Source organism: Halorubrum salsamenti (assembly GCF_007671685.1).
GTDB lineage: Archaea > Halobacteriota > Halobacteria > Halobacteriales > Haloferacaceae > Halorubrum > Halorubrum salsamenti.
In genome coordinates this window covers 184749-209031 of the sequence record NZ_VCNL01000005.1, presented here as the reverse complement: position 1 = coordinate 209031, position 24283 = coordinate 184749, and the positions used below count along the sequence as shown (strand labels likewise).

Annotated in this window: 24 protein-coding genes and 2 pseudogenes; 15 read left to right on the top strand and 11 right to left on the bottom strand. The window is 60.5% G+C overall.

The genetic code is table 11. From position 1 onward, the window contains the following. Positions 1 to 259: 259 nt before the first annotated feature. Positions 260 to 1072 carry a hypothetical protein gene (locus FGL94_RS14340; protein WP_241659194.1) on the bottom strand — a complete coding sequence of 271 codons (813 nt, stop codon included), beginning with the start codon at positions 1070 to 1072 and terminating at the stop codon, positions 260 to 262. A gap of 224 nt (positions 1073 to 1296) precedes the next feature. Next, positions 1297 to 1935 carry an ArsR/SmtB family transcription factor gene (locus tag FGL94_RS14335; RefSeq protein ID WP_144926690.1) on the bottom strand — a complete coding sequence of 213 codons (639 nt, stop codon included), beginning with the start codon at positions 1933 to 1935 and terminating at the stop codon, positions 1297 to 1299. 748 nt (positions 1936 to 2683) lie between these two features. Here FGL94_RS14335 and FGL94_RS14330 point away from each other — a divergent pair. The 9 genes and pseudogenes from FGL94_RS14330 to FGL94_RS14290 all read left to right on the top strand — a co-directional run bounded on the left by FGL94_RS14330 (position 2684) and on the right by FGL94_RS14290 (position 6685). Continuing rightward, positions 2684 to 3124, top strand: coding sequence for a hypothetical protein (locus FGL94_RS14330; RefSeq protein WP_144927013.1), 441 nt, complete (start codon positions 2684 to 2686; stop codon positions 3122 to 3124). A gap of 216 nt (positions 3125 to 3340) precedes the next feature. After that, positions 3341 to 3625 carry a hypothetical protein gene (locus FGL94_RS18660; protein ID WP_144927010.1) on the top strand — a complete coding sequence of 95 codons (285 nt, stop codon included), beginning with the start codon at positions 3341 to 3343 and terminating at the stop codon, positions 3623 to 3625. 44 nt (positions 3626 to 3669) lie between these two features. Beyond that, entirely contained in the window at positions 3670 to 3933 is a 264-nt protein-coding gene (locus tag FGL94_RS19045; protein WP_449405031.1) for a DUF7558 family protein, read from the top strand. Between the two features lie 102 nt (positions 3934 to 4035). After that, positions 4036 to 4338, top strand: a complete 303-nt coding sequence (locus FGL94_RS14315) for a hypothetical protein (RefSeq protein ID WP_144926687.1) — start codon at positions 4036 to 4038, stop codon at positions 4336 to 4338. Then, positions 4339 to 4851 carry a hypothetical protein gene (locus FGL94_RS14310; protein ID WP_144926684.1) on the top strand — a complete coding sequence of 171 codons (513 nt, stop codon included), beginning with the start codon at positions 4339 to 4341 and terminating at the stop codon, positions 4849 to 4851. It begins immediately after the preceding gene. Positions 4852 to 4995: 144 nt separating this feature from the next. Next, a pseudogene (locus FGL94_RS19040) lies at positions 4996 to 5112 on the top strand (DUF7563 family protein); the annotation flags it as partial. A gap of 181 nt (positions 5113 to 5293) precedes the next feature. Continuing rightward, positions 5294 to 6085 (top strand): hypothetical protein, encoded by a 792-nt coding sequence (locus tag FGL94_RS18655; protein WP_241659193.1) that lies wholly within the window; start codon positions 5294 to 5296, stop codon positions 6083 to 6085. Then, positions 6082 to 6381: pseudogene (locus tag FGL94_RS18885) on the top strand (hypothetical protein); the annotation flags it as partial. The gene FGL94_RS18655 and the pseudogene FGL94_RS18885, both read left to right, overlap by 4 nt. 118 nt (positions 6382 to 6499) lie before the next feature. Continuing rightward, on the top strand, positions 6500 to 6685 hold the full coding sequence (locus FGL94_RS14290; protein WP_144926678.1) for a hypothetical protein: 186 nt from the start codon (positions 6500 to 6502) through the stop codon (positions 6683 to 6685). A gap of 482 nt (positions 6686 to 7167) precedes the next feature. On the opposite strand, the gene FGL94_RS14285 is transcribed toward FGL94_RS14290, so the two are convergent. The 3 genes from FGL94_RS14285 to FGL94_RS14275 form a co-directional block, all read right to left on the bottom strand. Further along, positions 7168 to 7644 carry a hypothetical protein gene (locus FGL94_RS14285; protein WP_144926676.1) on the bottom strand — a complete coding sequence of 159 codons (477 nt, stop codon included), beginning with the start codon at positions 7642 to 7644 and terminating at the stop codon, positions 7168 to 7170. Between the two features lie 639 nt (positions 7645 to 8283). Further along, entirely contained in the window at positions 8284 to 9051 is a 768-nt protein-coding gene (locus tag FGL94_RS14280; RefSeq protein WP_144926673.1) for an IclR family transcriptional regulator, read from the bottom strand. 370 nt (positions 9052 to 9421) lie between these two features. Next, positions 9422 to 10276 (bottom strand): BKACE family enzyme, encoded by an 855-nt coding sequence (locus tag FGL94_RS14275; RefSeq protein ID WP_144926669.1) that lies wholly within the window; start codon positions 10274 to 10276, stop codon positions 9422 to 9424. Between the two features lie 189 nt (positions 10277 to 10465). Between FGL94_RS14275 and FGL94_RS14270 the strand changes: the two genes are divergently transcribed. The 4 genes from FGL94_RS14270 to FGL94_RS14255 all read left to right on the top strand — a co-directional run bounded on the left by FGL94_RS14270 (position 10466) and on the right by FGL94_RS14255 (position 15331). After that, positions 10466 to 11242, top strand: a complete 777-nt coding sequence (locus tag FGL94_RS14270; protein ID WP_186313422.1) for an SDR family NAD(P)-dependent oxidoreductase — start codon at positions 10466 to 10468, stop codon at positions 11240 to 11242. Positions 11243 to 11594: 352 nt separating this feature from the next. Beyond that, a complete protein-coding gene (locus FGL94_RS14265; RefSeq protein WP_241659192.1) occupies positions 11595 to 12743 on the top strand; it encodes a sugar ABC transporter substrate-binding protein in 1149 nt (382 codons plus the stop codon). A gap of 18 nt (positions 12744 to 12761) precedes the next feature. Next, positions 12762 to 14336: a sugar ABC transporter ATP-binding protein gene (locus FGL94_RS14260; protein ID WP_241659191.1), complete on the top strand. Its 1575-nt coding sequence runs from the start codon at positions 12762 to 12764 to the stop codon at positions 14334 to 14336. A 92-nt stretch (positions 14337 to 14428) separates the two neighbouring features. Continuing rightward, positions 14429 to 15331, top strand: coding sequence for an ABC transporter permease subunit (locus tag FGL94_RS14255; RefSeq protein WP_144927004.1), 903 nt, complete (start codon positions 14429 to 14431; stop codon positions 15329 to 15331). Positions 15332 to 15535: 204 nt separating this feature from the next. Here the strand turns inward: FGL94_RS14255 and FGL94_RS14250 are convergent, their stop codons facing one another. Both FGL94_RS14250 and FGL94_RS14245 read right to left on the bottom strand, forming a co-directional pair. Continuing rightward, a complete protein-coding gene (locus FGL94_RS14250; protein ID WP_144926663.1) occupies positions 15536 to 17212 on the bottom strand; it encodes an aldehyde ferredoxin oxidoreductase family protein in 1677 nt (558 codons plus the stop codon). A gap of 53 nt (positions 17213 to 17265) precedes the next feature. Further along, positions 17266 to 18021, bottom strand: coding sequence for an SDR family NAD(P)-dependent oxidoreductase (locus tag FGL94_RS14245; RefSeq protein ID WP_144926660.1), 756 nt, complete (start codon positions 18019 to 18021; stop codon positions 17266 to 17268). Positions 18022 to 18151: 130 nt separating this feature from the next. On the opposite strand from FGL94_RS14245, the gene FGL94_RS14240 reads away from it, so the two are divergent. Further along, positions 18152 to 19246 carry an amidohydrolase family protein gene (locus FGL94_RS14240; protein ID WP_144926658.1) on the top strand — a complete coding sequence of 365 codons (1095 nt, stop codon included), beginning with the start codon at positions 18152 to 18154 and terminating at the stop codon, positions 19244 to 19246. A 2-nt stretch (positions 19247 to 19248) separates the two neighbouring features. Beyond that, positions 19249 to 19692 carry a metal-sulfur cluster assembly factor gene (locus FGL94_RS14235; protein WP_144926655.1) on the top strand — a complete coding sequence of 148 codons (444 nt, stop codon included), beginning with the start codon at positions 19249 to 19251 and terminating at the stop codon, positions 19690 to 19692. 193 nt (positions 19693 to 19885) lie between these two features. Here the strand turns inward: FGL94_RS14235 and FGL94_RS14230 are convergent, their stop codons facing one another. From FGL94_RS14230 to FGL94_RS14215, 4 genes are all read right to left on the bottom strand, one after another. Then, positions 19886 to 21880 carry an AMP-binding protein gene (locus FGL94_RS14230; RefSeq protein ID WP_144926652.1) on the bottom strand — a complete coding sequence of 665 codons (1995 nt, stop codon included), beginning with the start codon at positions 21878 to 21880 and terminating at the stop codon, positions 19886 to 19888. 167 nt (positions 21881 to 22047) lie between these two features. Beyond that, a complete protein-coding gene (locus tag FGL94_RS14225; RefSeq protein WP_144926649.1) occupies positions 22048 to 22548 on the bottom strand; it encodes a gamma carbonic anhydrase family protein in 501 nt (166 codons plus the stop codon). A 113-nt stretch (positions 22549 to 22661) separates the two neighbouring features. Further along, positions 22662 to 23045 carry a Zn-ribbon domain-containing OB-fold protein gene (locus tag FGL94_RS14220; protein ID WP_144926646.1) on the bottom strand — a complete coding sequence of 128 codons (384 nt, stop codon included), beginning with the start codon at positions 23043 to 23045 and terminating at the stop codon, positions 22662 to 22664. Continuing rightward, complete coding sequence (locus FGL94_RS14215; RefSeq protein WP_144926643.1) at positions 23045 to 24211, bottom strand: thiolase domain-containing protein; 1167 nt, start codon at positions 24209 to 24211, stop codon at positions 23045 to 23047. Before FGL94_RS14215 ends, FGL94_RS14220 begins: the two co-directional genes overlap by 1 nt. Positions 24212 to 24283 lie beyond the last annotated feature (72 nt).

Here is a 24283-nt window from a genome sequence, read left to right as displayed (position 1 = left end):
GTGGAAGCCTTAGAAAGTGATTGGTTTGGCGACTCTGCTGATAAGAGAGTGATCGACCATCGCGTTGAATCGCTAAGTACAGGTGATACACAGAACGCTCAGCACAGACAATCAAAACCACACACCCAGAAGTTAGCACTTACACACGGGTCTCTGTTGAACTCAAATTCTTCAGCTATATCCTCCTCTGAAACAGCTGTTCGCTGAAGACAATAACAACCCTTGCTGTGTGAAACAATTTGAATACACTTGTCCTCTGCTAGGACGACTCGTTCGTCGAATTTGTCCCGGTGCCGCAAGCCATGAGCGTTGACAGAGTATTCACTGTGAGTTCTCCCTCTGAATCAATTTCTGCCCGTGTTGACGACTGGTTACAGTCGAAGTTTTCGGGCGTTACTTGCTCACTGGCCGTCATTTCTGTTTCGAGTACATCAACCGATAGAGTGTATGTTCCGCTCTCAGTGAGGGTAATCAGTACTGTACTTTCAGGTTCGACCTTATAGAGCCCATCAAATTGCGCTGTCGAGTCACCTTCGACGAGCATTCTGGCCGTCCACGTTTCGTCCGACGGATTCCGGAGCATGAACGTGTGTGTGAATCGCCCCGTATCTGCGGGAATCGGATCGTCACCAAGTGTGTGCGACACGACCTCGTCGGAGGGGGCCGTTTCGGAAACAACACCGGGACACGCCATGCGCGTAGAAATACTCGTTGAGTCGAGTGTGCCATCCCCCTGAACGTTGACCGTCGTTTTAGTCACGTTACAGGTGAATTGGTGAGGGTCGATAGTAACTACATCAGTCGCATCTAACTCAGGAACCGCTACCCGAACAGTGTACGTGCCGAGATCGGTAAGCGACGCAACGATACTCGCGCTTGCTTGGAGCTCCACCGATTCCTCAAATACTGTCTCGCTGGCGGTCGAAATCGTAATCGTTCCGTGGTGGGTCTCTTCTGTCGGATTCCCGAATGCGACGTGGTGAGCTGTTCTGAGACCACGCTCTTCGAGCGATGCGGTTCCGATAGTTCGCTCAGCGGTGTCGCCGGCTTCGATAAGTGTCTGCTCCGACATTTGATCAGTCTCGTCTTGTGTGCTCTCGGAGGTGTTCGATTCCGGTTCTGAGTCTGATTCGGACGATGCGCTCAATGCTGCTTGTGAGGTACAACCCGCTGCTGCTGTTGAGAGGCCAATCCCAGCACTTGCCAGAAACAGTCTACGTTTCATACACTACCATTAGAGGGGGGAGACATCGTCCTATCCCAGATTTAAAGGCGTCTTTGAGTCCCGGAAAAATCTCACGCTGAGTGAGTGTGACTTTGTGTTAGACGATACGTCCGCCAGTACCACGTCACAAAGAGAGACAAGATTAGAACAATACTGACTCCCAGAATGAACCCGCCAGGGCCGGTTCCGAACGTAACGAGTGTCTCCCACAGAGTTGGATCGGGCTGTGGAGGTTCCCCACTCCGAGATACTGGTACGGGTGTTGATACTGACCAGCGTGCGTGGACGATGACACTGACAACGCCGACGATCCCGACTGCGCCGAAGACACGACGTAACGCGGTTGTAAGTGATGGGGTTGTTCGTTCTGCTCCCGCAAAAAGGACAAGCGCGCTATTCGTTGGAGCGTACACATCCATCTCGCGCCCTTGCTCGGAATACCACGTCTCAATGACCTCCACTAACTCTGCGTCTTGAAGTCGGTCGAGGTGGTAGCTAATATTCTGTACTGAAGAGTCAATGTCTGAAGCAATGTCCGACGTCGTCGTCGGTTTTTCATAAAGCCGATTAAGGATACGACGGGCCGTTGTTGACGCGACTGCCGATAGAATCTGTTCCGCAGATTCGTCTTCGAAGTCAACGAGTCTCGGTTCTAACCCACGATCAGATACTGATCTGGGTGTAGGTTTTAGAGGTAGTAGTGAGGACATAGTCGTCTAATTTGTTTACGCTCCAATATTACTAATGAAGACTCAAAGAGACGTTTGTGTCTGAGTTGTCGAATTGCGCAAACATGGCTCTGTTGGCACACCTAATTAATGGTAATTTCTCTATCGAAAGCGCGAAACAAACATCGGCAGCATTCTGCATCAATCCCCTAATGCAGCAAGCCAGGCTTGTGAGTGAGGACGGTTTCAGCAGATCCGCTCCCCTCAGTATATCGATGATTATACTTCGGACTAGAATCAGATTCTTCTGAACCCCCGTCGAGCAATTCTCAGATGCTAACACGGCCGGAATTGATAGAATCGGGCGTATTTCACGATTAGAAGGGTCGAGCCGGATGACCTCGAGAGGCTCAGCACAGGTGAAGCAGCGGTTCCAAGAATCCAGATACTACCGAAATCACTTTCGTTACCCCGCCGTCGAGCAATTTCTGAAATCACAGCATTATCCTGGAACTCGTCGAGGTATCTTCTACGCTCTCAAATCGGCCCAACGGTGTTCTTCTCCGATTTGATGGCGTGATATCGTCTTGCATATCGTGGTTTTTGTCCAAAGAAAGAGGCGATATGCAGTGTGCGAAGGCCGCCGGCTCTCTCAGGCCGAGGGGCCGTCACAAGGGTAGCGGAACTACGGAAGTATCAGAATTAGTGCATAGGTTGGGCGGGTGCGTTTCGGTGGTGTCTGTCGCCCCCATGAGGGGGTGGAGGGGCGCATCACGTGCCCCCGATGACGATGGCTTCGGAACGCTGCAGCAAGACACGAGCAGCGCATCAGGCAGCAACCACCCCCGACGGTGAGGAGCCGTGGGCGGACCTCGAGATGACGGTTCCGACCGATCGGGATCACGCGTCGGTCGTCGCCCTCGTGGGGTGTACTCTCGTCGAACTCACGCACGAGGCCGTGGGCGCCGTCTTCGTCGCCCACCAGGTCGGGCGATCGACGCGGACGCAGTACGTCGCCCGCGACGACGTCGGCGAGCAGTTCCAGAAGCGGCACTTCGACGACCGGCTGGGCTGGCACGAGACCACCATCCCTCGACGAACCGTTCGCGACGAGCTCATCACCGAGCTCACGCGGTCGCCCTCGACGTCAACGGAGCGGGCAGGTGAAGAAGTAGCCAGCGAGCCAGACACCTTCGTCGTGAAGCCAGTTCGAGAGCTCCAGACGCCGTAGCGACTAGACTTAACCAACATTCCGAACCGATACCGGCACAGTGTTGGTTAACGCTGGGGCTGGATCCACTCCCTCGCCTCCACCCACCGCCCGACTCCTCGAGTGAGTGCATCCTGGCGGACGGGCGATCCGAGGAGGACCTATCTGTACGCCAGGAGCTGTTTGTCGGCGCCGGGAGGCGTGCAGCGCGCGACAGCGTGCGCTGCGTGACTCACCATACCTGGTCCCGTTCCGTACGACGACACGAGTGCCGACTACGAACAGTTCGAGAAAGCGCAGCTTGCCCAAGACCTCGATGTCGCCCGGGTTAACACCGCGGATATCGACGACGCGGCGGCCCAGAACATAGTCAACGACCTCGTCGGCGCGGACGTCGTCACACCCGTTCCCGAAGACCGCGTTCTGGTCCACGAGCCGAGCGGCGGCGCATTCGACTCGATCACTCAGTTGGCCGTCTTCCACCGTGGCTGGACCGCCGGCCGCGACGCCGACGGAGAGTGATACAGCAGACGCTCGTCGGTTGCGCGTCTGCGACGTCCCGCTCGATGCCGAGACTGACGAGGCAACACCTGAGGAAGGATGCGCGGGACACTCACCCGACCAGTGTCTACTGCGCCGTCCAGACGTGGCCGGATACCAACGATCGCGACCATCACACCTGTGACGGCTGGGGTCCCCTCGTCAACGGTGTCGCGACGCTCACCCCGTTCTGGGTGAAACTGGGTTACTCCGGCAGGTCGTTCCAGCTCTGCGTTCGCTGGACTCCCAACGAGCGGCTTACCAGCCCCCTGACCTCAAATGTCCCGTAGTAGGTGACCGGCTGCGAATGCGTGTGAGATTACCCTCCTTTCCAGAGGCTCACATCGTACACACGACAAGAGCTAAGTGGATTGGCTCACACTGTACACATAATGAGTAGCGAGAAGAAGCGCGTCCAGTTTCGGGCGCCACACCGGCTCGTCGACCGCACCGACGCGCTCGCAGATGTCCTCGGGGAGGATCGGACGGACATCCTCGTGACCGCACTCCGAGAGTATCTCCAGGAGGCGGCCCACGACGACGCGCTCACGCAGGAGATCGCGGCCGCCTATTACGATGACGAGATCTCCTTTGAGCAACTCAAAGCGCTCGTCGGCGCCGAGGAAGCGGCGAACCTGCGCGTGCTGAAACAGCAGCTGGACGAGGAGTTCATCGACGAGGTCGCCGACGCATAGATGTCCCGGCTTGTCGCAGACGCCTCCGCCCTCGTGAGTCTCGGGATCGTCGCTGACGACGATCCCGACCCACTCGGGCTCTGTCTATCCCGCTACGAAGTCATCGTCCCGACAGCGGTCATCGAGGAACTCCAGGAGATCGCCTCCTACGAGGACGTGCACGGACGTGCGGCAACGGCAGTCCTCGACCGAACTGACGCCCTTGACACCCGGGCGGTCGACCTCGACGCCGAGTTCCCACTCGACGATGGGGAGAACGCCGCAGTCACCCTCGCGAACGACCTCGACGCCTCCCTGTTGCTGTGCGACGAGTTCAACCAGCTCGGCCTGATTCATGCGTCGCTCGCCGATACCCGACTCGTCACGGCGCCAACCCTGCTTTCGGTCCTCGTTCGGACCGAGCAGTTGTCAACGGCCGATGCCCGGCGACTGCTCGACGAGATCAGTGACGCTCGCAGCTGGGACGCGAACAGCTACGTACAACGGGCCCGCTCCTTGCTCGAGGAGTCCTAGGCACCTCATCCGTAACACCTCCTCCGCACGCAGCAGCCCACCCATCCTCTGGGTACCAGCGTGTGGGGCAGAAAACCTATACGGGGTTCGCCCAGTGAGGGACCTATGCCGTCATGTGGTAATTGCGACTAGTTCGTCACTCAACGGTACGTGGACGTCTTTGCTCCGGGTGATGCTGATACGGTTCTTGTCTGTCCAAACTGTGAGGATCTCGTTCGGGCAGGCAATGATGTCCGGGAGGCACGAAGCAAACGACAGTGACAACCTTTCCAGAACCGCCGGACTGACATGGACCAGGCACCTCGCTTTTGCGTCCGCAGTCGTTCAATATCAATAGAACACGCAAGTAGCACCAGACAGGCTCGGTGCAGTACAGTTATCCGAATCGGAGACTGAGCAATTGGTTACGAAACTCAAAGATCGAGGGTACTGGGGGATGGCAATGCCACTTGATGAGATGTATTCGATGTTGAGCGAGGGTAGCCGAATCCGAATTGCTGAGGACGGGGAGATGTACCCGAACTTCGAGACGTGGTTTGTTTCAAACGACGTTGAGCGTGAGGCTCTCTCGAACCCCCTTACAGTGACGTTCGATGAAGACCAGATCGATATCAGCCCACTCGAACTCCAAATCGCCTACAAACTCCGGCTTGCACAGGCTGCAGACAGCCTCAGCGGAAAGGATTTCGAGGATGCACTTCATTTGTACTTGACCTTCGAGGAACGATTTAACATGGAGCAGCTCGAAACGTACGTCAACGAGCTTGGAGTAGAGGACTACTATGCTGAACTCACAGAGTTTGAAGCCGATCAACGCCGGAACACGGAGCAACGGCGTGCGATGATCAAGCTGGGCCGAATACGTCCGGACGCACGACGACGAGGAGTGGTCACGCCAGCAGAACCGCCTCATCGACTCGCAGCTCCAGTCGGCAAACGACATGGCTGCGTCTGGCGATACGGATCCAGTTCGATTTGCGGCCGCTCGAGATCGGCTGCGCGACCGATGAGCGGGGGAGACCGGCTTCCGAAGGCAATCGCAACTACGTACTACAATGCTGGGCTCACCGTTGACCAGCTCACAGGCCTCATTGGTGCCAAGTCCGCCCAGCGACTTCGCCTCCTCAAAGCTAACCTCGAGGACGACCCACTCGATCTCGCTGCCCCCGACGACATCGACATCTACGAGGAGGCCGTGACGACAGTCGACACCGGAGCCGGCAACGATTGCTGAGCGGTCAACGACTGCGAACGGTCGCTGCTGACACCAGCGCCCTCGTCAGCCGCGCAGTGCCCGTGTGGATGCAGCCGTCGGGCTCGACGTTCTAGACCTGTTCCAGTACCTGCTTCCCTTCTGTGACGTGGTCGTCCCTACGGAAGTGATCGTAGAACTCGTGATATTACGCAGTATCAGGACATCCACGCCGCAGCTGCGAGTAACGTCCTCGCGGCTCGTGGCCATTACACGGTCGAAGATCCGTATGCGGCGAGGACACTCCGGACGCGCGACCGACGTTCGGCCTCGATGACAGCGGCTCTGTTGAAATCCTCAGCAAGTGATATATTTCGACCCAGTTGCGGTCAGTACAGGTCATCGATAACACGCGCGGTCCAAAAATTTATAGCTTCTCTGTCAATTATCTGCACTATGGGTGTGTTCGAGGAGATCGCCATTCTTGGCTTGAAATTCAGGGTTGTGCTGGCCGCACTCGTCGTCACATTTCTCGGCGTCTCGCTCCCGATACTGCTCGTGTTCGAATCAGAAGCTGGGTTCCTCGTCGGAGCAATTGCAGCGCTCTTCGTTGCGTATCTTACCGCTCGAAAGCTCTCCTGACAAGAACGCAGTAACGGGACATTCGCATCTCTCATCGACCGGCTGTTTCAGATGAGAATCTGTCCGAAAAAGAGGATTTCAACAGAGCCAGTACGCTCTAAAAGAACAACAAGAGCATCACGTACGATTCCTGGAGGTCTGTCGCCCGAGCAGACTCAGAGAATCGAGTTGCGGGGAAACGAACTACACAGATTCGGGCTTATATCACGGATCCGCGAGCAGAACTCCCTGATGCTATTGAAGGAGTTCCTGTAGAGCGCCGTGAGGCCACTCAAGACGAAGATGATGCTGGCTGCTACAACAACGATCACTACTCGGTCATCAATGGAGGCATCACCTTCGAAGGAGACGATTATAACGGGACGTTTTGCTGTAAGGCGAACTACGAATCTAACGAGTACACCCTTACAGTTGCTCATTTCTGGGACTGTGATACGGACATCTATGATCCGTCAACCCAAGATAGTGTGAATATTTGGCACTTAGCCTCCCACCACGCCCGCGCCGCTGAGCACCAACCACACGCCGATGAGCGTCAACAGACTAAGGACCGTCCCCCGGCGAAGGCGGTCGCTCACGCGGTCGCGGAGCCGCTTGCCGACGAGGATGCCGGCGACTGCGGGCACGGCGGCGGCGACCGACGCGAGCGCGAACCCCGCGGTGGGATAGAACCCCAACAGTGCGGCGGCGGCGCGGAGGCCGTTTATGCCAACGAAGACCAGTGCCACGACGCTCACGAACAGCCCGTGTGAGAGGTCGAAAGTCCGGAGATACGCCACGAGCTGCACGCCGACGTTGGTCGCGACGAACAGAACGCCGGAGACGGCGCCGACGGCGGCCATGCCGAGGGGCGTCTCGGTGCGCGACTCGCCGGGTAGGCTCGGAGCCGAGCGGAGCGGGACGACGCGTTGGGCGGTCGCGACGAAGCCGAGCGAAACGAGACCGAGGAGGACCCGCACCGGGACTTCGGGGAGTCGGTCTCACCGATCATATTCTTGTTTGCCTATGTTTTCATAGAAATATCTGTAATTGTGCATTTTATGCGTCTCAAGCCCTCACAGAGATCTCGTCGAAAGCGATGGCCGAACTGTGAGACCATCCGCGCCGGTCGTCTCTCGACAGTTGACATGTTTCGTAATGGCAACCCAACGTTCCACGTTGGAGCCGTAAAGATCAATAGAATAACTAATTAATTGAAATAATACAGATATTCTATTGTACTTAATTTATTTTTGACTAAAAAATCAAAAATATCGGTTCGAATCGTCGTTTTCCTAGCCGGATTTGATTCGACGGAGGCTCGAAAACTGGTCGCCGATCAGGGGGTTTGAACGTAGCCGGAGATTCTGCCCAGACAGCTGTACTCATCCTATCGGAATTATTTATAATACTGGAAAATGATTTGTTTACGGCCTGCTGGCAACCCATTGCTCTTGGGTGACTCTCAATGCGCTCTCCAACCTGTCGTGGAGTGAGTGCGGCTGTCCGGTTCGAAGTAACTCAATGCGGTCCGACTCTTGTGTACCACTTGCGACGGCGGGACAATCCGGACGTGAGAATTACATTAATACGATTGTAATGGAGGCGTGAGGATGAACTCAGGACATCGAGTTTTCGAGTTCGAACTCGTTTGCAACGCCGAGGAGAATCTTCGGTATCTCCGTTTCGAATCGGTCCTCGGTCATCCGGTTCGCGGGACTGGCGACGCTGAACGCACCGGCGACACGCCCATCAGTCCCGTTGACGGGGACGCCAGCCGCCTTTACTCCCTCCAACTGCTCTTCGTCGTTGAACGCGACGCCCCGCTCCGCGACGGCGTCTAACTCCGCCAGCAACTCCTCGCGGTCAGTGATGGTGTTCTCGGTGCTTGCCGGGAGTCCCCACTCGTCGACGATTTCGTTGACGCGCTCGCGGGGGAGCCGCGAGAGGATCGCCTTCCCGGCCGCGGTCTGGTGAAGGTGGAACCGCTTGCCGACGGTAGAGTAAGTCCAGACGGCGTATTTCCCGGAGTAGGTGTACATGTAGACGCCCCGGCCGTTCTCCTCGACGACGAAGACGGCGCGGCACTCCGTCTCCTGTGCGAGTTGGTCGGTGTACGAGTCGGCGACCCGGTAGGCGTTTCGTCTATTGCGAACGTAATCGGCCAGTCCCAGAAACTGGAGGCTCAAATGGTAGATGTCCCCAGATTTGACGACGTAGTCGGCGCTGACGAGGGTTGCGAGGTGCGTGTGAACGGTGCTCGGCGAAAGATCGAGCGTGTCTGCGAGCTCCGTCACCCGAGCCCCGTCCAACTCGCGGAGCGTCTCCACGATCTCGAGCGAGGTCAGCGTGGCCTGTACCTGCCGACCGCCGTCGTTCGCGTTCATACCTACTTGTTCTCGGCACAGTATATAAAGTTCGGGTTGGCCGAATTTATGGATTTTCTCAGTACGTCGAGGTTGAACTGAATTTCATGATAGCGTGTCAACCGCCCATATACGTATAAAGTTCGCCTCTGCACAATCAAATTTACCGAGCCACGCGAGCAGCCCCCTCCGGTCGGCTGCCGAAACCAACGTGACTGCGTCGGTACCCGTGCGATCTGGCTATTCCTCGCTCGAACAATGCGTGAATTAAACAAAATCCTCGACACATTCGACACATTCGACACGAGATCGCACTTACGCTACGATTCGCGCGTCCCGAATCCATAAGGGATATTCATTCAGGATTCGGGTGTCGCGACCGCTCCGCGATTCAGATCCCGAGCATCTCGCGAGTCTCCGCGGGGGACGCAACGGGGCGTTCGAGCTCGTCGGCGATGCGGGCGGTCCGCCGGACGAGCTGTGCGTTGCTCTCGGCAAGTTTACCCTTCCGGTAGTAGACGTTGTCTTCCATCCCGACGCGGACGTGGCCGCCCATCGTGATGGCCGCCGTCGTCATCGGGAGTTGATGTTTGCCGACTGCGAGACACTGCCACTCGACGGGCTCAGGCAAGTTGTCGACGAAGGCCTTCAGATTTTGAGGACCAGGTGGCATCCCGTTTTGCATCCCGAAGATGACCGTCGCCCAGTAGGGTTCCGCGAGGAGGTCCTTACTGATGAGATGTTTCGCCTCCGGGATGTGGCCCGGATTGAATAGTTCGAGTTCGGGTTTGACCCCAGCCGTACGCATTCGCTCGGCGTACTCCTCGTTCTGTTCGCGCGTGTTCTCGGCTGTTCTCGTCTGGCCGAAGTTGATCGGACCGAGGTCGACGGTCGCCATCTCCGGCCGTGGATCCGTCTCTAGCACCGGAGCAATGCGTTCTTCTCGCGGATAGATGCCACCACCGCCCGTGGTGAAGTTGACGATAATGTCGTCGCAGTGTTCGTCTATTTCGTCTCTGAGTTCTTGATACCTTGCCACCGATTTCGTCTTCTCACCGTCATTGTCGCGCGCATGGAGGTGAACGATCGACGCCCCCGCTTCCTCACAGGCGGCGACGTCCTGTGCCACTTCGGCGGGCTGTGTCGGAAGATTCGGATTCGCTTCTTTTCCTTGGTGTCCCCCGGTCGTCGCGACGGAGATGATGAGCTTTCGGTCGAAGTAATCGCTATAGCCACTGTATGGCATACCTCAATCGAGGCAGTTCATCGTGTTAATTCTTCCGGGGACGTGCCTGAGACGGCCGGTTCGCGACGCAACGCGGGCCCGCGGCGGTTCCTGAACTCACGGCGGTTGCTGGGTAGTGCGTCTGCACGTGCGAGGTTCAGTTTGAGTGAGAACCCTAATGTTTATTAATACTGTTCGGAATGTGAGCGTATGCAGCAAGATAGCACAGCGTTGGTTACCGGTGGCGGTCGCGGTATCGGTCAAGCAATCTGCGTCGAACTGGCACGACGCGGGGCCGATATCGTCATCGCCGACCTGAACGCCGATGAGATGCAGGAGACTGTCGAACTCGTCGAAGCCGAGAACGGGCGTGCCCGCGCGCTTGAGACGGACGTTACCAATCTCGACTCTGTCGAATCGACGGTTGAGACCGCACTTGAGGAGTTTGACAGCGTGGACTGGCTCGTCAACAACGCCGGCATCGCTGGACCGACTGCGCCGTGTGAGTCCATCGACGTAGACGAGTGGGACGCCACGCTCGACGTGAACCTCCGCGGAGCGTTTTACACCTGCCGGACGCTGCTTCCCTCGATGAAAAGACAGTCCTACGGCCGCATCGTCAACATCTCCTCGGTGACAGGAAAACGGCCGCTCACGCAGCGGACACCGTACGCGGCAGCGAAGATGGGTCTCATCGGATTCACGCGAACGCTCGCGGCCGAGGTCGGCGACGACGACATCAACGTCAACGCCATCTGTCCGGGGTCGGTTGACGGGCCCCGCATCCAGCGCGTCTTCGAAGAGAAAGCGGAGGCAACCGGTCGGTCCTACGAGGCGGTCCGATCTGACGCCGAAAACCAGAGTCCCCGGCACGAACTGGTGAACAGAGAGGATGTCGCGAACACGGTTGCGTTCCTCTGTTCGTCCGACGCCGACCGGATGACCGGACAGGATCTCAACGTCTCGGCGGGCAAAGTGATGTACTGACAATGTGCCGTACCGACGCACAGTGATGTACTGACGAGACTCGATGCACAAGCCAACCGGAACGGACCGCGCCCGGTGAGAGGGATGACTAAGGAAGTGTATCGTATGATCGATCATAAACTATATATCCGGGGGCTCTCCACAGGCTATTGACGCAAACATGGCACAAGATAGCACCAACCAGACGAGACGCCGGTTTATGAAGAAAACCACTGTCGGCGGGTCCGCGATCGCATTGGGTGGTCTCGCGGGATGTACGGGAGACTCGGGCGGTGACGGTTCGTCGGGTGGCGACGGGTCGTCCTCGGACGGATCGAACGACTTGGGCGGATCCGGAGACTCGTTGACCTCGATGGCCTCTATCGCGAACCGACAGAACTCCTACTGGCTCAGCTGGGAGAAAGGCTACCTCGAGGCGTGCAAGGCCTTCGGCTACGACACGAACGTCCAGACGAACAACGGCGAGGTCCAGACACAGCAACAGCAGTTCGACTCGGCGGTCTCTAACGATGCCGACTTCATCGTCGGCCAGACGTACACCAACGCTGCCGCGATCACGCTGGCGGAAACGCTGGTGGAGGCGGGAACTCCCGGTGTCCTCGCTGTCACCATCGCTGACTGGTACGTCCCACAGGACGCTGGTGAGGAGTACGCGACGTTCTTCACGCCGCACTTCGTCAACCACGCGTACAGCGCCGCGAAGATGCTGTTCGAGGCGATGGGGGGCAGCGGGACCTTCGTTCACATCGAGGGGAACCGCGGCACGGCCCCGAACATCGGCCGGAACAAGGGTGTCGACCTGGCGTTGGAAGAGTACCCTGACATCGAGATGGCGGGGTCCCGCCAGCCGGGCAACTTCATCCGTTCGGACGCCCGCGATGTCATGAATGACAAGGTCTCCCAGTACGGCGACGACATAGACGGCTTCTTCGGCCAGAACGACGCCGTCGCGCTCGGTGGGGTCACCGTCCTCGAGGAGAACGATATCGACGTGCCCGTGGTCGGCATCGACGCCAGCGAGCCCGGGCTCGCGGCTATCGCCGAGGACCGGATGACCGGGACCGTCTCGGGCATGGGTCCGTGGCAGGCCGGCTGGTCGGTCGCGAAGTGTCATGACTTCCTCAACGGTCACAGGCTCAGCGACGCGGAGAAGATGATGTCGTTCAACGCGCCGGTCTGCGTCAAGAACCCCGACGACTGGACCGACACGATCGATCGGCTCCCGGTTGTCGACGCCGCCGACTACAACGAGGCGATCTTCTCGGGCGAGACGCCCTACGACTGGAAGAAAATGTCCGTTGTCGAATCCGGCGAGGACGCTTGGGACCCCCAGATCGACTTGCAACCCATGAACCTCGACGATATAAAAGCGGTCCTCGACTGGAAGGAGGAGGACAAGCCGAGCGGTTATTCGCTACCGGACGCCTACACCGAAAGCGCAACTCAAGAGGAGACGACGCAACTGTACGCAGACCGATTCCAATCGAACCCGCTCGAATAACGCTCACTACACACCCCCATGGCATCACAGACACACACCAATGCGACGGACGTGGACCAATTCGACCCGACCGGCGAGGGCGATCACAGCTTCCGCGTCGAGGGCATCTCGAAGTCGTTCCGCCACGTACAGGCCCTCAAAGACGTATCCCTGGCAGTCGACCACGGCGAGGTCATCGGTCTGGTCGGAGAGAACGGTGCGGGCAAGAGTACGCTCCTGAACATCCTGACCGGCGTGTTGCAGGCTGACGGGGGACAGCTGTTCGTCGACGGGGAAGCCGTCACGTTCACGAACCCGCGTGAGGCGGCGGACTACGGCGTCTCGCTCGTCCGTCAAGAACAGGACATCATCAAGACCATGCGGGGGTACGAGAACCTCTATCTCGGGCGTGAGATCGAACGTCTCGGAGTGCTCGAAAAAGAGAAGATGCGCAAGGAGGCGCAAGCCTTCGTCGACGACTTGGGCATCAACATCGACGTGGACGAGCGCGTGCGCGATTACACGTTCAACGAGCGCCAGATGCTCGAGATCGCGAAGGCGTTTCACGTCTCACAGAAGTCCGAGAATCCCGTCATCCTTCTCGACGAACCGACGGCCGCGCTCGAAGAGAGCGGCCGCCAGATCCTCTTCGACCTCGTGAACGACCTCCGGGACCGGGCGACGTTCGTCTTCGTCTCCCACGAGCTCGACGAGGTCCTACAGATATCCGACCGGATCTACGTTCTCAAAGACGGCGAGCGTGTGGCAGACATGGCCACAGCCGACGCTACCACTAAATCGCTGCAGAAGGCGATGGTCGGCCGGGAGACCGCCGATGAGTACTACCGGGTCCCAGACCAGCAGCGCGAAACCGTACTCGGCGAGACGGTCCTGACCGTCGACGGTGCGGTCCACGGTGACGCGGTCGGGCCGGTCTCGTTTTCCGTTCGTGAGGGCGAGATATTCGGGATCGTCGGCGTCGAGGGCTCGGGAAAACAGCAGTTGGGTCGCCTGCTCGCGGGGGATCTCGCCATAACACAGGGCTCGGTCTCAGTCGACAGCACCACCCTGCAGAGTCCGACGGTTTCCGAGATGGTCGACGCGGGCGTCGGCTACATTCCGAAGGACCGGAAGTCCGAAGGGCTGTTACTCTACCAGTCGGTGTTGGTCAACACGTCTCTTGCGATGGTCCGAGACATGAACGGCAACGTACCGTTGCTCGACCTCGACGCCGAACGGCAGGCGACCGTTGACGCAATCGAGGAGCTGTCGATCAAGACGCCGGGTCCCAACGCGCTGGTTCACGGACTGAGCGGGGGGAACCAGCAGAAGGTCGTCATCGCCCGCTGGCTGGCCCAAGATACGCCGATACTCGTGATGGACAATGTGACCCGAGGCATCGACGTCGGTGCCAAAGAGGAGGTGTACCGTCTCTGCCGAGAGTTGACCGACAAAGGCGTCTCGATCGTTTTCATCGGCGACGAGCTGCCCGAGGTCATCGGTATGTCCAACCGCATCGCCGTGATGGCGAAAGGGGAGTTCGTCGGCGAGGCCATAGACGCCTCGCCGGGCAACAAACCGACCGAACAAGACCTGATACAGGAGATGATCTGACAATGAGTACAAGTAGCGTCAGCGAGTGGATCACTGACCAACGAGAACAGCGCACGCTCCAAGACTGGATACAGGATCTGGGCCCGTTCGTCATGCTGTTCGGGTTGATAATCACGTTCTCGCTCGCGACAGATCGGTTTTTGACAGAGGCCAACCTGCTCGATAACGTCGCGAAGAACGCCGTCACGTTGTTGCTGGTCGCGCTCGCGGGGACCTTCCCCATCCTCCAGCAAAGTATCGACCTCTCCGTCGAGTCGATGGTGCTACTGACGGGCGTCGTGACCGTCGTCCTGATTTCGCAGTTCGGCCTGGGCCTCTTAGCCATCCCGATCGCCATCGGCGTCGGGATGCTCGCCGGCCTGTTCAACGGCATCATCTTCACGAAGCTCAAGGTGCCCTCGTTCCTCGTCACGCTCGGGACGCTCTCGGTGATGGCCGGGGTCGGGAAGATAATCACCGGCGGGTCGACCATCACGTTCCGGAACCCCGCCATCCGAACCATCTCGAACGGCGAAGTGTTCGGCATTCCCAACCTCGTGCTCTGGGGGCTTCTCATCTACGTTGGCACCATCGTGCTGGCCTTCCGGACGAAGTTCGGCCGGTACTGCTTCGCGCTGGGCGAGAACGAGCGCGTCGTCGAACTGGCCGGTGCGAAAGTCGACCGTTACAAGATCTATCCGTTCGTACTGTCGGGACTGCTTTGCGGTACCGCGGGAGTGCTGCTGACGCTGCGCATCTCGTCGGCCTCTCCGAACATCGGGAGCGGGCTCATGCTCCCCAGCATCGCCGCCATCGTCATGGGCGGGACGGCGCTGACCGGCGGCGTCGGCGGGCCTCACCGAACCATTCTGGGGGTGCTCGTCATCGCGGTCCTCAACAACGGCATGAACCTGACCGGCATCGACTCGTTCGTCCAGGAGATAATCCTGGGACTCGTGGTGGTCGGGGCGGTGGCCCTGTCGATCGACCGTGAGAAGATCGACGTGGTGAAGTAGAGCGGCGCGTCCCGCCTTCCTTCGCCTTCGTATCCTCGCGTGACCTGAACTTTCGTGTCTCCCAGTCGCGTACGACACGGTACGGCACGCACGCTCATCCCGTACGACGAGTCCGTTTTTATCCGCACCATCGGTTCCGTCGAGTCTGTCACCGCTCTCGACGACGGTTCACCGTGTGCTTCTCGCAAAAAGAGCGAAGAGCGGTCAGTCGGCGCTCGTGACGGCGTCGACGTGACCGCTCGGCACGGTGCCTTCGTCGGTCCAGCCGCGGCGTTCGTAGTACTCGTCGAGCGCCGCCTCGAAGTCCGGAAGCGAGTAGGGAAGCGTGTCGTCTTCACGGTCGACACCGCGCTGATTGTTGAAGTGCCGTTCGAGGTCGACGACCTTCGACCCCACGTTCAGAAGTGCCTCATAGTCGGTCGAGAACAGTCCCTCAAGCCGTTCGGGCGTCATGAAGCTCCGTGAGAACCGACAGATGATGCCGCAGTCCTCCAGTGCACGGGCGTTCTCTTGCTCGATGACCATCTCGGGTTTCCCCTCGAGCCCGGTGGGATCGTACGCCTCCTCGCCGTCGACGAGGGGGTACTCCCACGCGTACATCGTGGTGAACATATGGTCTGCCCCCCTCGTCGCCGTCGCGTACGACAGCCCCTGACCATTCAACGTGCGGCCGTCGTGGGCGGCGAAATCGAGCCCTTTTACGGTCCAATTCTCGACGCCTAACGCCTCGTGGAAGCGATCGATTCCCTCCGCGAGCAGATCGCCGATCCCCTCTCGGTGAGCGATCTTCTCGACCGTCTCGAAGATGAGCTCTGTGTTCCCGAACTCGCCTTCGCTCGCTAAGTAAGCGGAAACGACGTTCCCGCAGGTGATGGTGTCTAGGCCGTATCTATCGCACAGCTCGTTCGACTGCATCACGTCGACGATGTCGTCGACGCCGGCGTTCGACCCGAACGACATCACAGTCTCGAACTCCGGGCCCTCTGTCTCGACGCCTCGTTCCTCGTCTTTCGTCGGGAGCTTACAGGCGAACGCGCACGACGAGCAGGTCGCCTTCTTGTACTTCTTCTCCTCGACTCGGTCCCCGTTGATCCCCTCGACTCCCTCGAACTGCAGCTCGGAGAAGTACCTCGTCGGCAGGGCCGACACCTCGTTGGCCAGCTCGGTCACCGACGTCGTCCCCTGCCGTTTCATGATGTGGTCGGCGGTGGCCGCGTCGCGGTGGACGTCCATCTGGATGGGGGGAATCTCAATCTCCGGGCTCGAATCGCCGTCGAACGTGATCGCCTTGACCCCCTTGGCCCCGAGGACAGCGCCCAGCCCCCCACGGCCGAACGCTCTCGACTCCGAGGTCATGATGGAGGCGAAGCGGACTCGATTTTCCCCGCCGGGGCCGATACAGGCGACGTGTTCGCTCTCCATGCCGTGTTCCGTCTCGATGTACCCGACCGTCTCCGGTACCGTCGCGCCCGCCAGATCCGGGACGGGTTCGAACTCGACGCCGGTGTCGGTGACGTGAACGACGACGAGTTCGTCGCTCGCACCCACGAGTTCGACGGCGCTGTAGCCTGTCGCAGCGAAGTTGCGCGACATGAACCCGCCGGCGTTCGACGAGAGCAGGCCGCCCGTGAGCGGCGAGATACCCGTGCAGTTCATCCGACCGGTGAACGACATGGTCGACGACTGCATCGGCCCCGTCGCGAAGTAGAGCCGGTTTGTCGCGCCCAGCGGGTCGGCGTCGACCGGGAGTCGGTCGTGAGCGAGCCGCGTCGCGACGCCTCGCCCGCCGATGAACGTCTCGTTTATTTCGTCGATGTCGGTCGTTTCCGTCGAGCGGTCGCTGATATCGACTGTTAAGAGGGGTCCCTCTGCGTGAAGCATGTACACAGATGTCGCGGGTGCGAAATAATAAGTGTTGCTCAACCCCTCCCGATTCAGGCTGTGAAGCCGCCGTCCATGACGAGGTTATGCCCTGTGACGAACGACGACTCGTCGCTCGCGAGGAACAGCGCCGCGTCCGCGACCTCGTCGGGTTGGCCCGCCCGTCCCAGCGGCGTCTGATCGAGAATGCCGCCGGCCGTGTCACCGTCCTCCATCGTCATCGCCGTCTCGATGAACCCCGGATTGAGGGCGTTGACGCGGATGTCGTGTTCGCCTTGCTCGACGGCTAACTCTCGGGTCAAGTTAGTCACCCCACCCTTCGAGGTACAGTACAGCGAGGAGTTCTCCAAGCCGCGGATGCCGCCGATCGAGGACATGTTGATGATGCTGCCCCCCTCGTCCTGCTCGCGCATCACCTCGACGGCTGCTTGGCTTCCGAAGAACACGCCCTTGAGATTGATGTTCATGAGCCACTCATAATCCTCCTCGGTAACTTCGTTGAGGGGCTTCTGTCGTTCGACACCGGCGTTGTTGACCATCACGTCCAGCGAGCCGAACGCATCGACGGTGGCGTCGACCGCCGCGCGGAGGTCTTCGATCGAACTCACGTCGCAGTTGACGAACTGCGCGGTTCCGCCCTCGCTCTCGATGAGTTCGTGCGTCGGCTCGCCGCCCATCCGCGGGTCCTCGCGAACGTCGGCGACCGTCACGTTCGCCCCTTCATTGGCGAAACGCCGAGCGATGGCTCGTCCGTTGCCGGAGGAACCGCCGGTGACCAGTGCTGTCTTCCCCTGCAAGCGCTCAGACATAACGAACTACGATGCTACTGCCGTTCAATTAAGTGTTTCTCGGGGTATCCTCTTGGGCGGCGAGCTAAGTCGCTTTGAGACCTCTTGGATCCAAATGTTTAATAATGACTCTCTCAGTCTGTATAGTGTGATGTTAGACAGCGACTCGCTGGTAGTGGACTCCGTGTCACACTGCTTCAACCACACGCCAGAGAACCACAAGCACCCGCACGCACAGGTCTGGGACGACGAGACGTACGAGATGGGGGCGAAGATTCTCCCAGACGGGTACGTGCCGTCCGAGGAGGTCTTCTACCGCGACCACCAGCCCGAAGAGCTCGCTCGGCTCCTCTTTTTGGAGAGTCAGATCGACTACTCGGTCTACCACTCGCTGCCGCTCGACGACTACTTCCACGACGGCTACGTCTCCCGTGAGAAAGGGTTCGAGTTCATGGAGCAGAACCCCGAGCGCGTCTCGATGTACGTCGACGTCAACCCCCTCGAAGACGACGCGGGCGACCAGATTGAGGAGTTCGCGGCGAAAGACGGCGTCGAGGGAATCAAGTTCTATCCCGCGCGCTACCAGAACGGCAACGACCTCTCGCTCCAGCTGACCGAAGATGCCGTCTGGCCGCTCCTCCAGCGGGTCGCCGACTCGGAGGTCGACACGCTGGCGATCCACAAGTTCATCCCGTTCGCGACGGCACCGGTCCGCTACTTCAAGCCGGACGACATCGAGGACGCGGCCAACTCGTTCCCCGACATCAACTTCGAGATCATCCACGCTGGCTTCTCGTTCGTCGAGGAGACGGTCCTCGCGATGGCGAGCCACGACAACGTCTACGCCAACCTCGAGAACACGGCTTGCCTCGTCAACACCCGCCCGCGGAAGTTCGCGAAGGCGCTCGGTGAGATGCTCTACTGGGCCGGCCCAGACCGTATCGTCTACGCCGGCGGCGCGACGGCGCTGCATCCGCAACCGCCGATCGAAGGCATCCAGAACTTCGAGATGCCCGAAGACCTCATCGAGGACTACGACTACCCCGAAGTCACCCAGGACATGAAAGAGAAGATTCTGGGCAAGAACGCGCTCCGCCTTCTAGATAAGGACCCCGAGCAAATTAAAAAGGATATCAAGGGCGACAAGTGGGACCAACTCCGCCAAGAGCGCCAAGAGAGCGGCGACTACCCCGCCGAGCCGTGGTCGACCTACGAAGCCGGCTCGGCGCTCGCATCCGACGACTGACCATGTCTGCACACACCGACCCATACGAGCGAACCGAAACGGCCACGCACGTCACCCCAGACACGGAGTTCGACGACGATCGGAAAACGCGGGTCAAGGCCGAACTTGACGAGGTACTCGACCCCTGTAGCTGTATGAGCGACCATCCGATCAGCATCCTCGATCTAGGGCTCGTCGAATCTATCTCTGTCGACGACCGTGACGTGGAAGTAACCCTTCTGTTGACCTCACAGCGATGTACGTACTTCCTCGATATCAACGACGAGGTGCGCGAACGCGTCGAAGCGCTGGAAGAGTTCGACAGCTGCGAGGTCCACCAAGACACCAGCGGCCAGATCTGGACCAACGACCGGATGTCAACCGAACAGCGGAAGGCTCGGCGAAAGCGATTCCACGATCAGATGGACGCTGCCGGCGTTACGCCCTACGCCGAGCGGTCGGACTGAGCGCGAGGACAGCTTTAGCCGACCCAGTCGGCTCACCCGACTCAATTCAACTGCTTGACCACCCGACGCAACTGATCGAACCACTCGTCCTCTCTCACTTCTCGTCGCGTGCCGAAGACCGACTGCGGTGACGGTGCCGCACCGCCGTGCCGCTTATAAGATAGCCTCGCCGTCCGCACTCCCTGCCGGCCTGTTACGTCGCCGCTTCGATCTCGTCGAGTACCTCAGGGTTCTCAATGCTCGACATGTCGCCCAGCTCCTCGCCCTGGTAGAGCGACGAGATGGCCCGGCGGATCACCTTCCCCGACTGCGTCTTCGGGAAGTCAGAGACAAAGAGGATCTCGCGCGGACGGAACGGTTTGCCGTGCTCCTCGCCGACGAGCGCCGACAGCTCGTTTCGGAGGTCGTCGCTCCCGTCGTAGCCGTCTTCGAGGACGACGTACGTCACGACCGCGGTTCCGGTCGTCTCGTCGGGGACCCCGACCGCCGCAGCCTGATTCACGGCGTCGTGTTCGGTGAGGACGCCCTCGATTTCGGCGGGGCCGACCTTCCGGCCCGCAACGTTGAGCGCGTCGTCTGCTCGGCCGTGGAGGAACCAGAACCCGTCTTCGTCCTTCTGGGCCCAGTCACCGTGGTCCCACAGATCGTCCCACGTCGACCAGTACTCCTCCAGATAGCGCTCGTCACCCGACCACAGCGACTTGGTGGTCGACGGACAGGAGTCGCGCGCGACGAGGAAGCCGCGCTCGTGATCGTCGGCGATTGAACTCCCGGACTCGTCGACGATGTCGATGTTCATGCCGAGCCCCGGCCCGCCGAGCGACGTGGGTTTCAGCGGCTGGGTCGGCATCGGCATGAGGAAACAACCGCAGATCTCGGTGCCGCCGGAGATGTTGATGATCGGGGCCTCGCTCTGTCCGACGTTCTCGTAGAACCACTGCCACGACTCGGGGTCCCACGGCTCGCCGGTCGAGCCCAGCAGGCGTATCGAGGAGAGGTCGTGATCCTCGACCCACTCGTCGCCGTGTTTACGCAGCGCTCTGATTGCCGTCGGAGAGATGCCGAACGTCGACAGCGAGTGTCGGTCGATCATCTCCCAGAAGCGGTCCGGCTCGGGCTGGTCCGGCGCGCCCTCGTACATGAACACCGTCCCGCCGAACGTGTGGTTCCCGATGAGCGTCCAGGGGCCCATCATCCAGCCGATATCTGAGACCCAAAAGAAGCGATCCGAGGGCTTGTGATCGAACCCGAAGTAGATCTCCTTCGCACACTGCATCTGTACCCCGGCGTGCGTGTGGACAATGCCCTTCGGCTTGCCGGTCGTCCCCGACGAGTACAGCAGCATTGACTCCTGTGAGGATGGCAGCGACTTGGTGTCGTACTCGTCGTCGCGCCCTTCGATCGCGTCGTCCCACCACTCGTCGCGCGCCCCCATCGGGACCTCGGCGTCGTCGTCGAGGCGGTCGTAGACGACGGTGTGTTCGACGTGTCCCGCCTCCTCGATGGCGTCGTCGGCCGCCTCTTTAAGCGTGAGCGGCGTGCCGCGCCGGTAGAACCCGTCGCCGGTGAAAAGCACCGAACACTCCGAGTCGGCGATGCGCGTGGCCGTGGCCTCGACGCCGAACCCGGAGAAGATCGGGACCGCGATGGCGCCGACTTTGAAACAGCCGTACAGGATGGAGATGACCTCCGGGACCATCGGCATGTACAGCCCGACGGTGTCGCCGGTCTCGATCCCGACCGATTCGAGATAGTTCGCCACCTTGTTCGACTGCCGCGCGAGTTCGTGGTACGTCACCTCCCGCACGTCGCCCGGCTCGCCCTCGAAGATACACGCGACGCTGTTTCTCGCCTCCGCGTCGACGGCGGCGTGGCGGTCGACCACGTTGTGCGCGAGGTTGATCTCGCCGCCGGGGTACCACTCCGAGAACTGCGGACCGTCGCTGTCGTCGCGGACCGCGTCGTACGGCTCGTAGAAGTCGATGTCGAGATACTCGGGTACTGTGTCCCAGAACCACTCGATCCCCGACGCCTCGACGCCGTCGACCGACTCGGTGGTTCGACGAATGAGTTCGTCGTAGTCGTCGATTCCGTACGCCTGCATGAACTCGTAGACGTTCGTCGACTCGACGAACTCCCGGCTCGGTTCGTGGACGATGGATGACTCTTCATAGGTGTCCTCTGTCATGGGTGTGTACCTCAAGGTTGCTGCAGCAACAGACATAAAATATCGGGGTCTCCGTGGCAGATTCGTCGATACGTCGCGATCAACGGGCGAACTCTCACCTCCAATCGGTTCGAACGTTTGGTTCTCCCTCCGGCGCTTCGAACACTCGTCCTCCCCGGCCGCTCTGACTACTCGAACCCCCCGTCCGCCTTGTACCGACGCCCGAGGTCGACGTAATGTTGGTGGACCCGATCGATCTCGTCGCGCTGGGCGTCGGTGAGTGGCTTCGTCTCGGCCGGGGCGCCGTACGCCAGGTGGCCTTCCGGAATTGTCTGGTCTTGGAGGATCACCGCGCCGGCGGCGACGATACAGTCGGATTCGACTGTCGCGTCTCGGAGGATACGACTCCCCATCCCCACGAGAGAATGGTCCTCGACGGTCGCGTAGTCGACGACGGCGTTGTGGCCGACGGTGACCTCGTCGCCGAGAATCGCGCCATGTAGCATCGTGAACTCCTGAACGTTCGTCTCCGGCCCGACGACCGTGGCACCGCCGTCTCCGCGAAGACAGGTGAACGGCCAGAGGCTCGCGCGGTCGCCGACCACGACATCACCGATCAGATACGACTGTTCTGAGACGAACGCCGACTCGGAGACGGTCGGCGTCATCTCTTCGAGAGTACGTTGCATACCGACACCATGCGAATCGGACAGTATAGTGTTATCGGGAGTGACGAATTTCGATGCAACACGGCGCGTCACGGGGCCGACCCGCGTTCGATCTCAGCGCTCGGCGTTCGAGGTCATCGCTCGGACGCGAACCGAGCGCCGACGTGACGGTTTCCCTCCGGCGATGACGCGACCGTAGGCGTCACCGAACACCCCACTTCGAGCCGGTCCGAGTCGTCTACGAACCGACCGGTCAGACGGACCGGACCGAAGTCGGCGATGACGACCACGGGCGTCTGCCCGCTAAAGGACGGGCTCGGAACGGCGATCTCCGTGAACGTGACGACCGTTCCGGTGTCGGCCAGCGGCTCTGTCGTCAACTCGTCGTCGCCGCAGGTTGGACACACCTGCTGGGGGGGGAGCGACCCGTGGCCCGCGGGACACGCGTAATAGTAGCCGTCCTCGTCGGCGAGCGCGTCGAGCAGGTCGTCGTAGCCGTCCTCTCGCTGTGCCCGCATCACGCGCACACCTCCAAGACGTGGACCGTCGCGCTCGCGACGGTGCCCCCGGCGTTGTGCGCGAGGGCGACCGTTGCGTCCGGAACCGCATCACTGTTGACGTGGTCGCCGCGGAGCAGCTTCGTCAACTCGACGACCTGGCTCACGCCGGTGGCGCCGACCGGGTGACCCTTCGCTTTCAGGCCGCCGGAGAGGTTGACTGGGAGGTCGCCGTCGGCGGTCGTCTCGCCGGCCGCCGCGGCGTCGATGGCTGCTCCGGGGTCGTACAGCCTCAACCCCTCGAGCGCCAGCACCTCGGCGATCGTGAAACAGTCGTGGACTTCGAGCAGATCGATGTCGGCGGGGGTGATCTCGGCCTCGTCGTAGGCGGTCGTTGCCGCGCGGGTCGTCGCCGGGGTCCGGGTGAGCGACTCGCGTTGCTGTAAGGCCAGCGAGTCGGTCCCCTGTCCGGCTCCCGTGATCTCGACGGGCGCGTTCAGGTCGTGTGCCGCCGCGTACGACTCGCTGACGAGGACGCACGCGCTCGCACCGTCGGTGATCGGGCAAGCGTCGTACAGCCCGAGCGGGTCGGCGACGGTGGGCGCTTCGAGCACGTCTGTCGGCGAAATCTCCCGCTGGAACTGGGCGGTCTCGTTGCCGAGGGCGTTGCGGTGGTTCTTCACCGCGACCGCGGCTAGGTCCGCTCGCGTCCCGCCGAACTCCGCGAAGTAGGCGCGCGCCATGAGCGCGTACGCACCGGGAAAGGTCACGCCGGCACGGCTCTCGTAGAGGTCGTCCGCCGCCATCGCCAACCCCTCGGTCGCCCGCTCGGTCGTGACGTTGTGCATCCGTTCCATCCCGCCGACGAGGACGACGTCGACCGCTCCCGACCGGACCGCCTCGGCCGCGCTCTTCAGTGCGACGCCGCCCGACGCACACGCGCTCTCGTACCGCGTCGCCGGGGCGGTCACGCCGGCAGCCGCCGCCATCAGCGGTCCCTGATGGCCCTGGCGCTCGGTGACCGTGCCGACAAAGTTCCCGTAACAGAGGCGATCGATGTCCGCTCTGGGAACGCCCGAGTCGTCGATGGCGATGCGGGCCGCTTCCCCGAAGAGGTCGCGGCCGGTTCGCTCGGACGAGACACCGAACGGTGTCGAGCCAGCACCGGCTATGCGAACTGCTTGCATACACCTCCAGTATTCGCGTCCGGATTGTAGGTGTTTCGGTCGCGACAGGCCGACTCTCGGGCACGCTCGCTC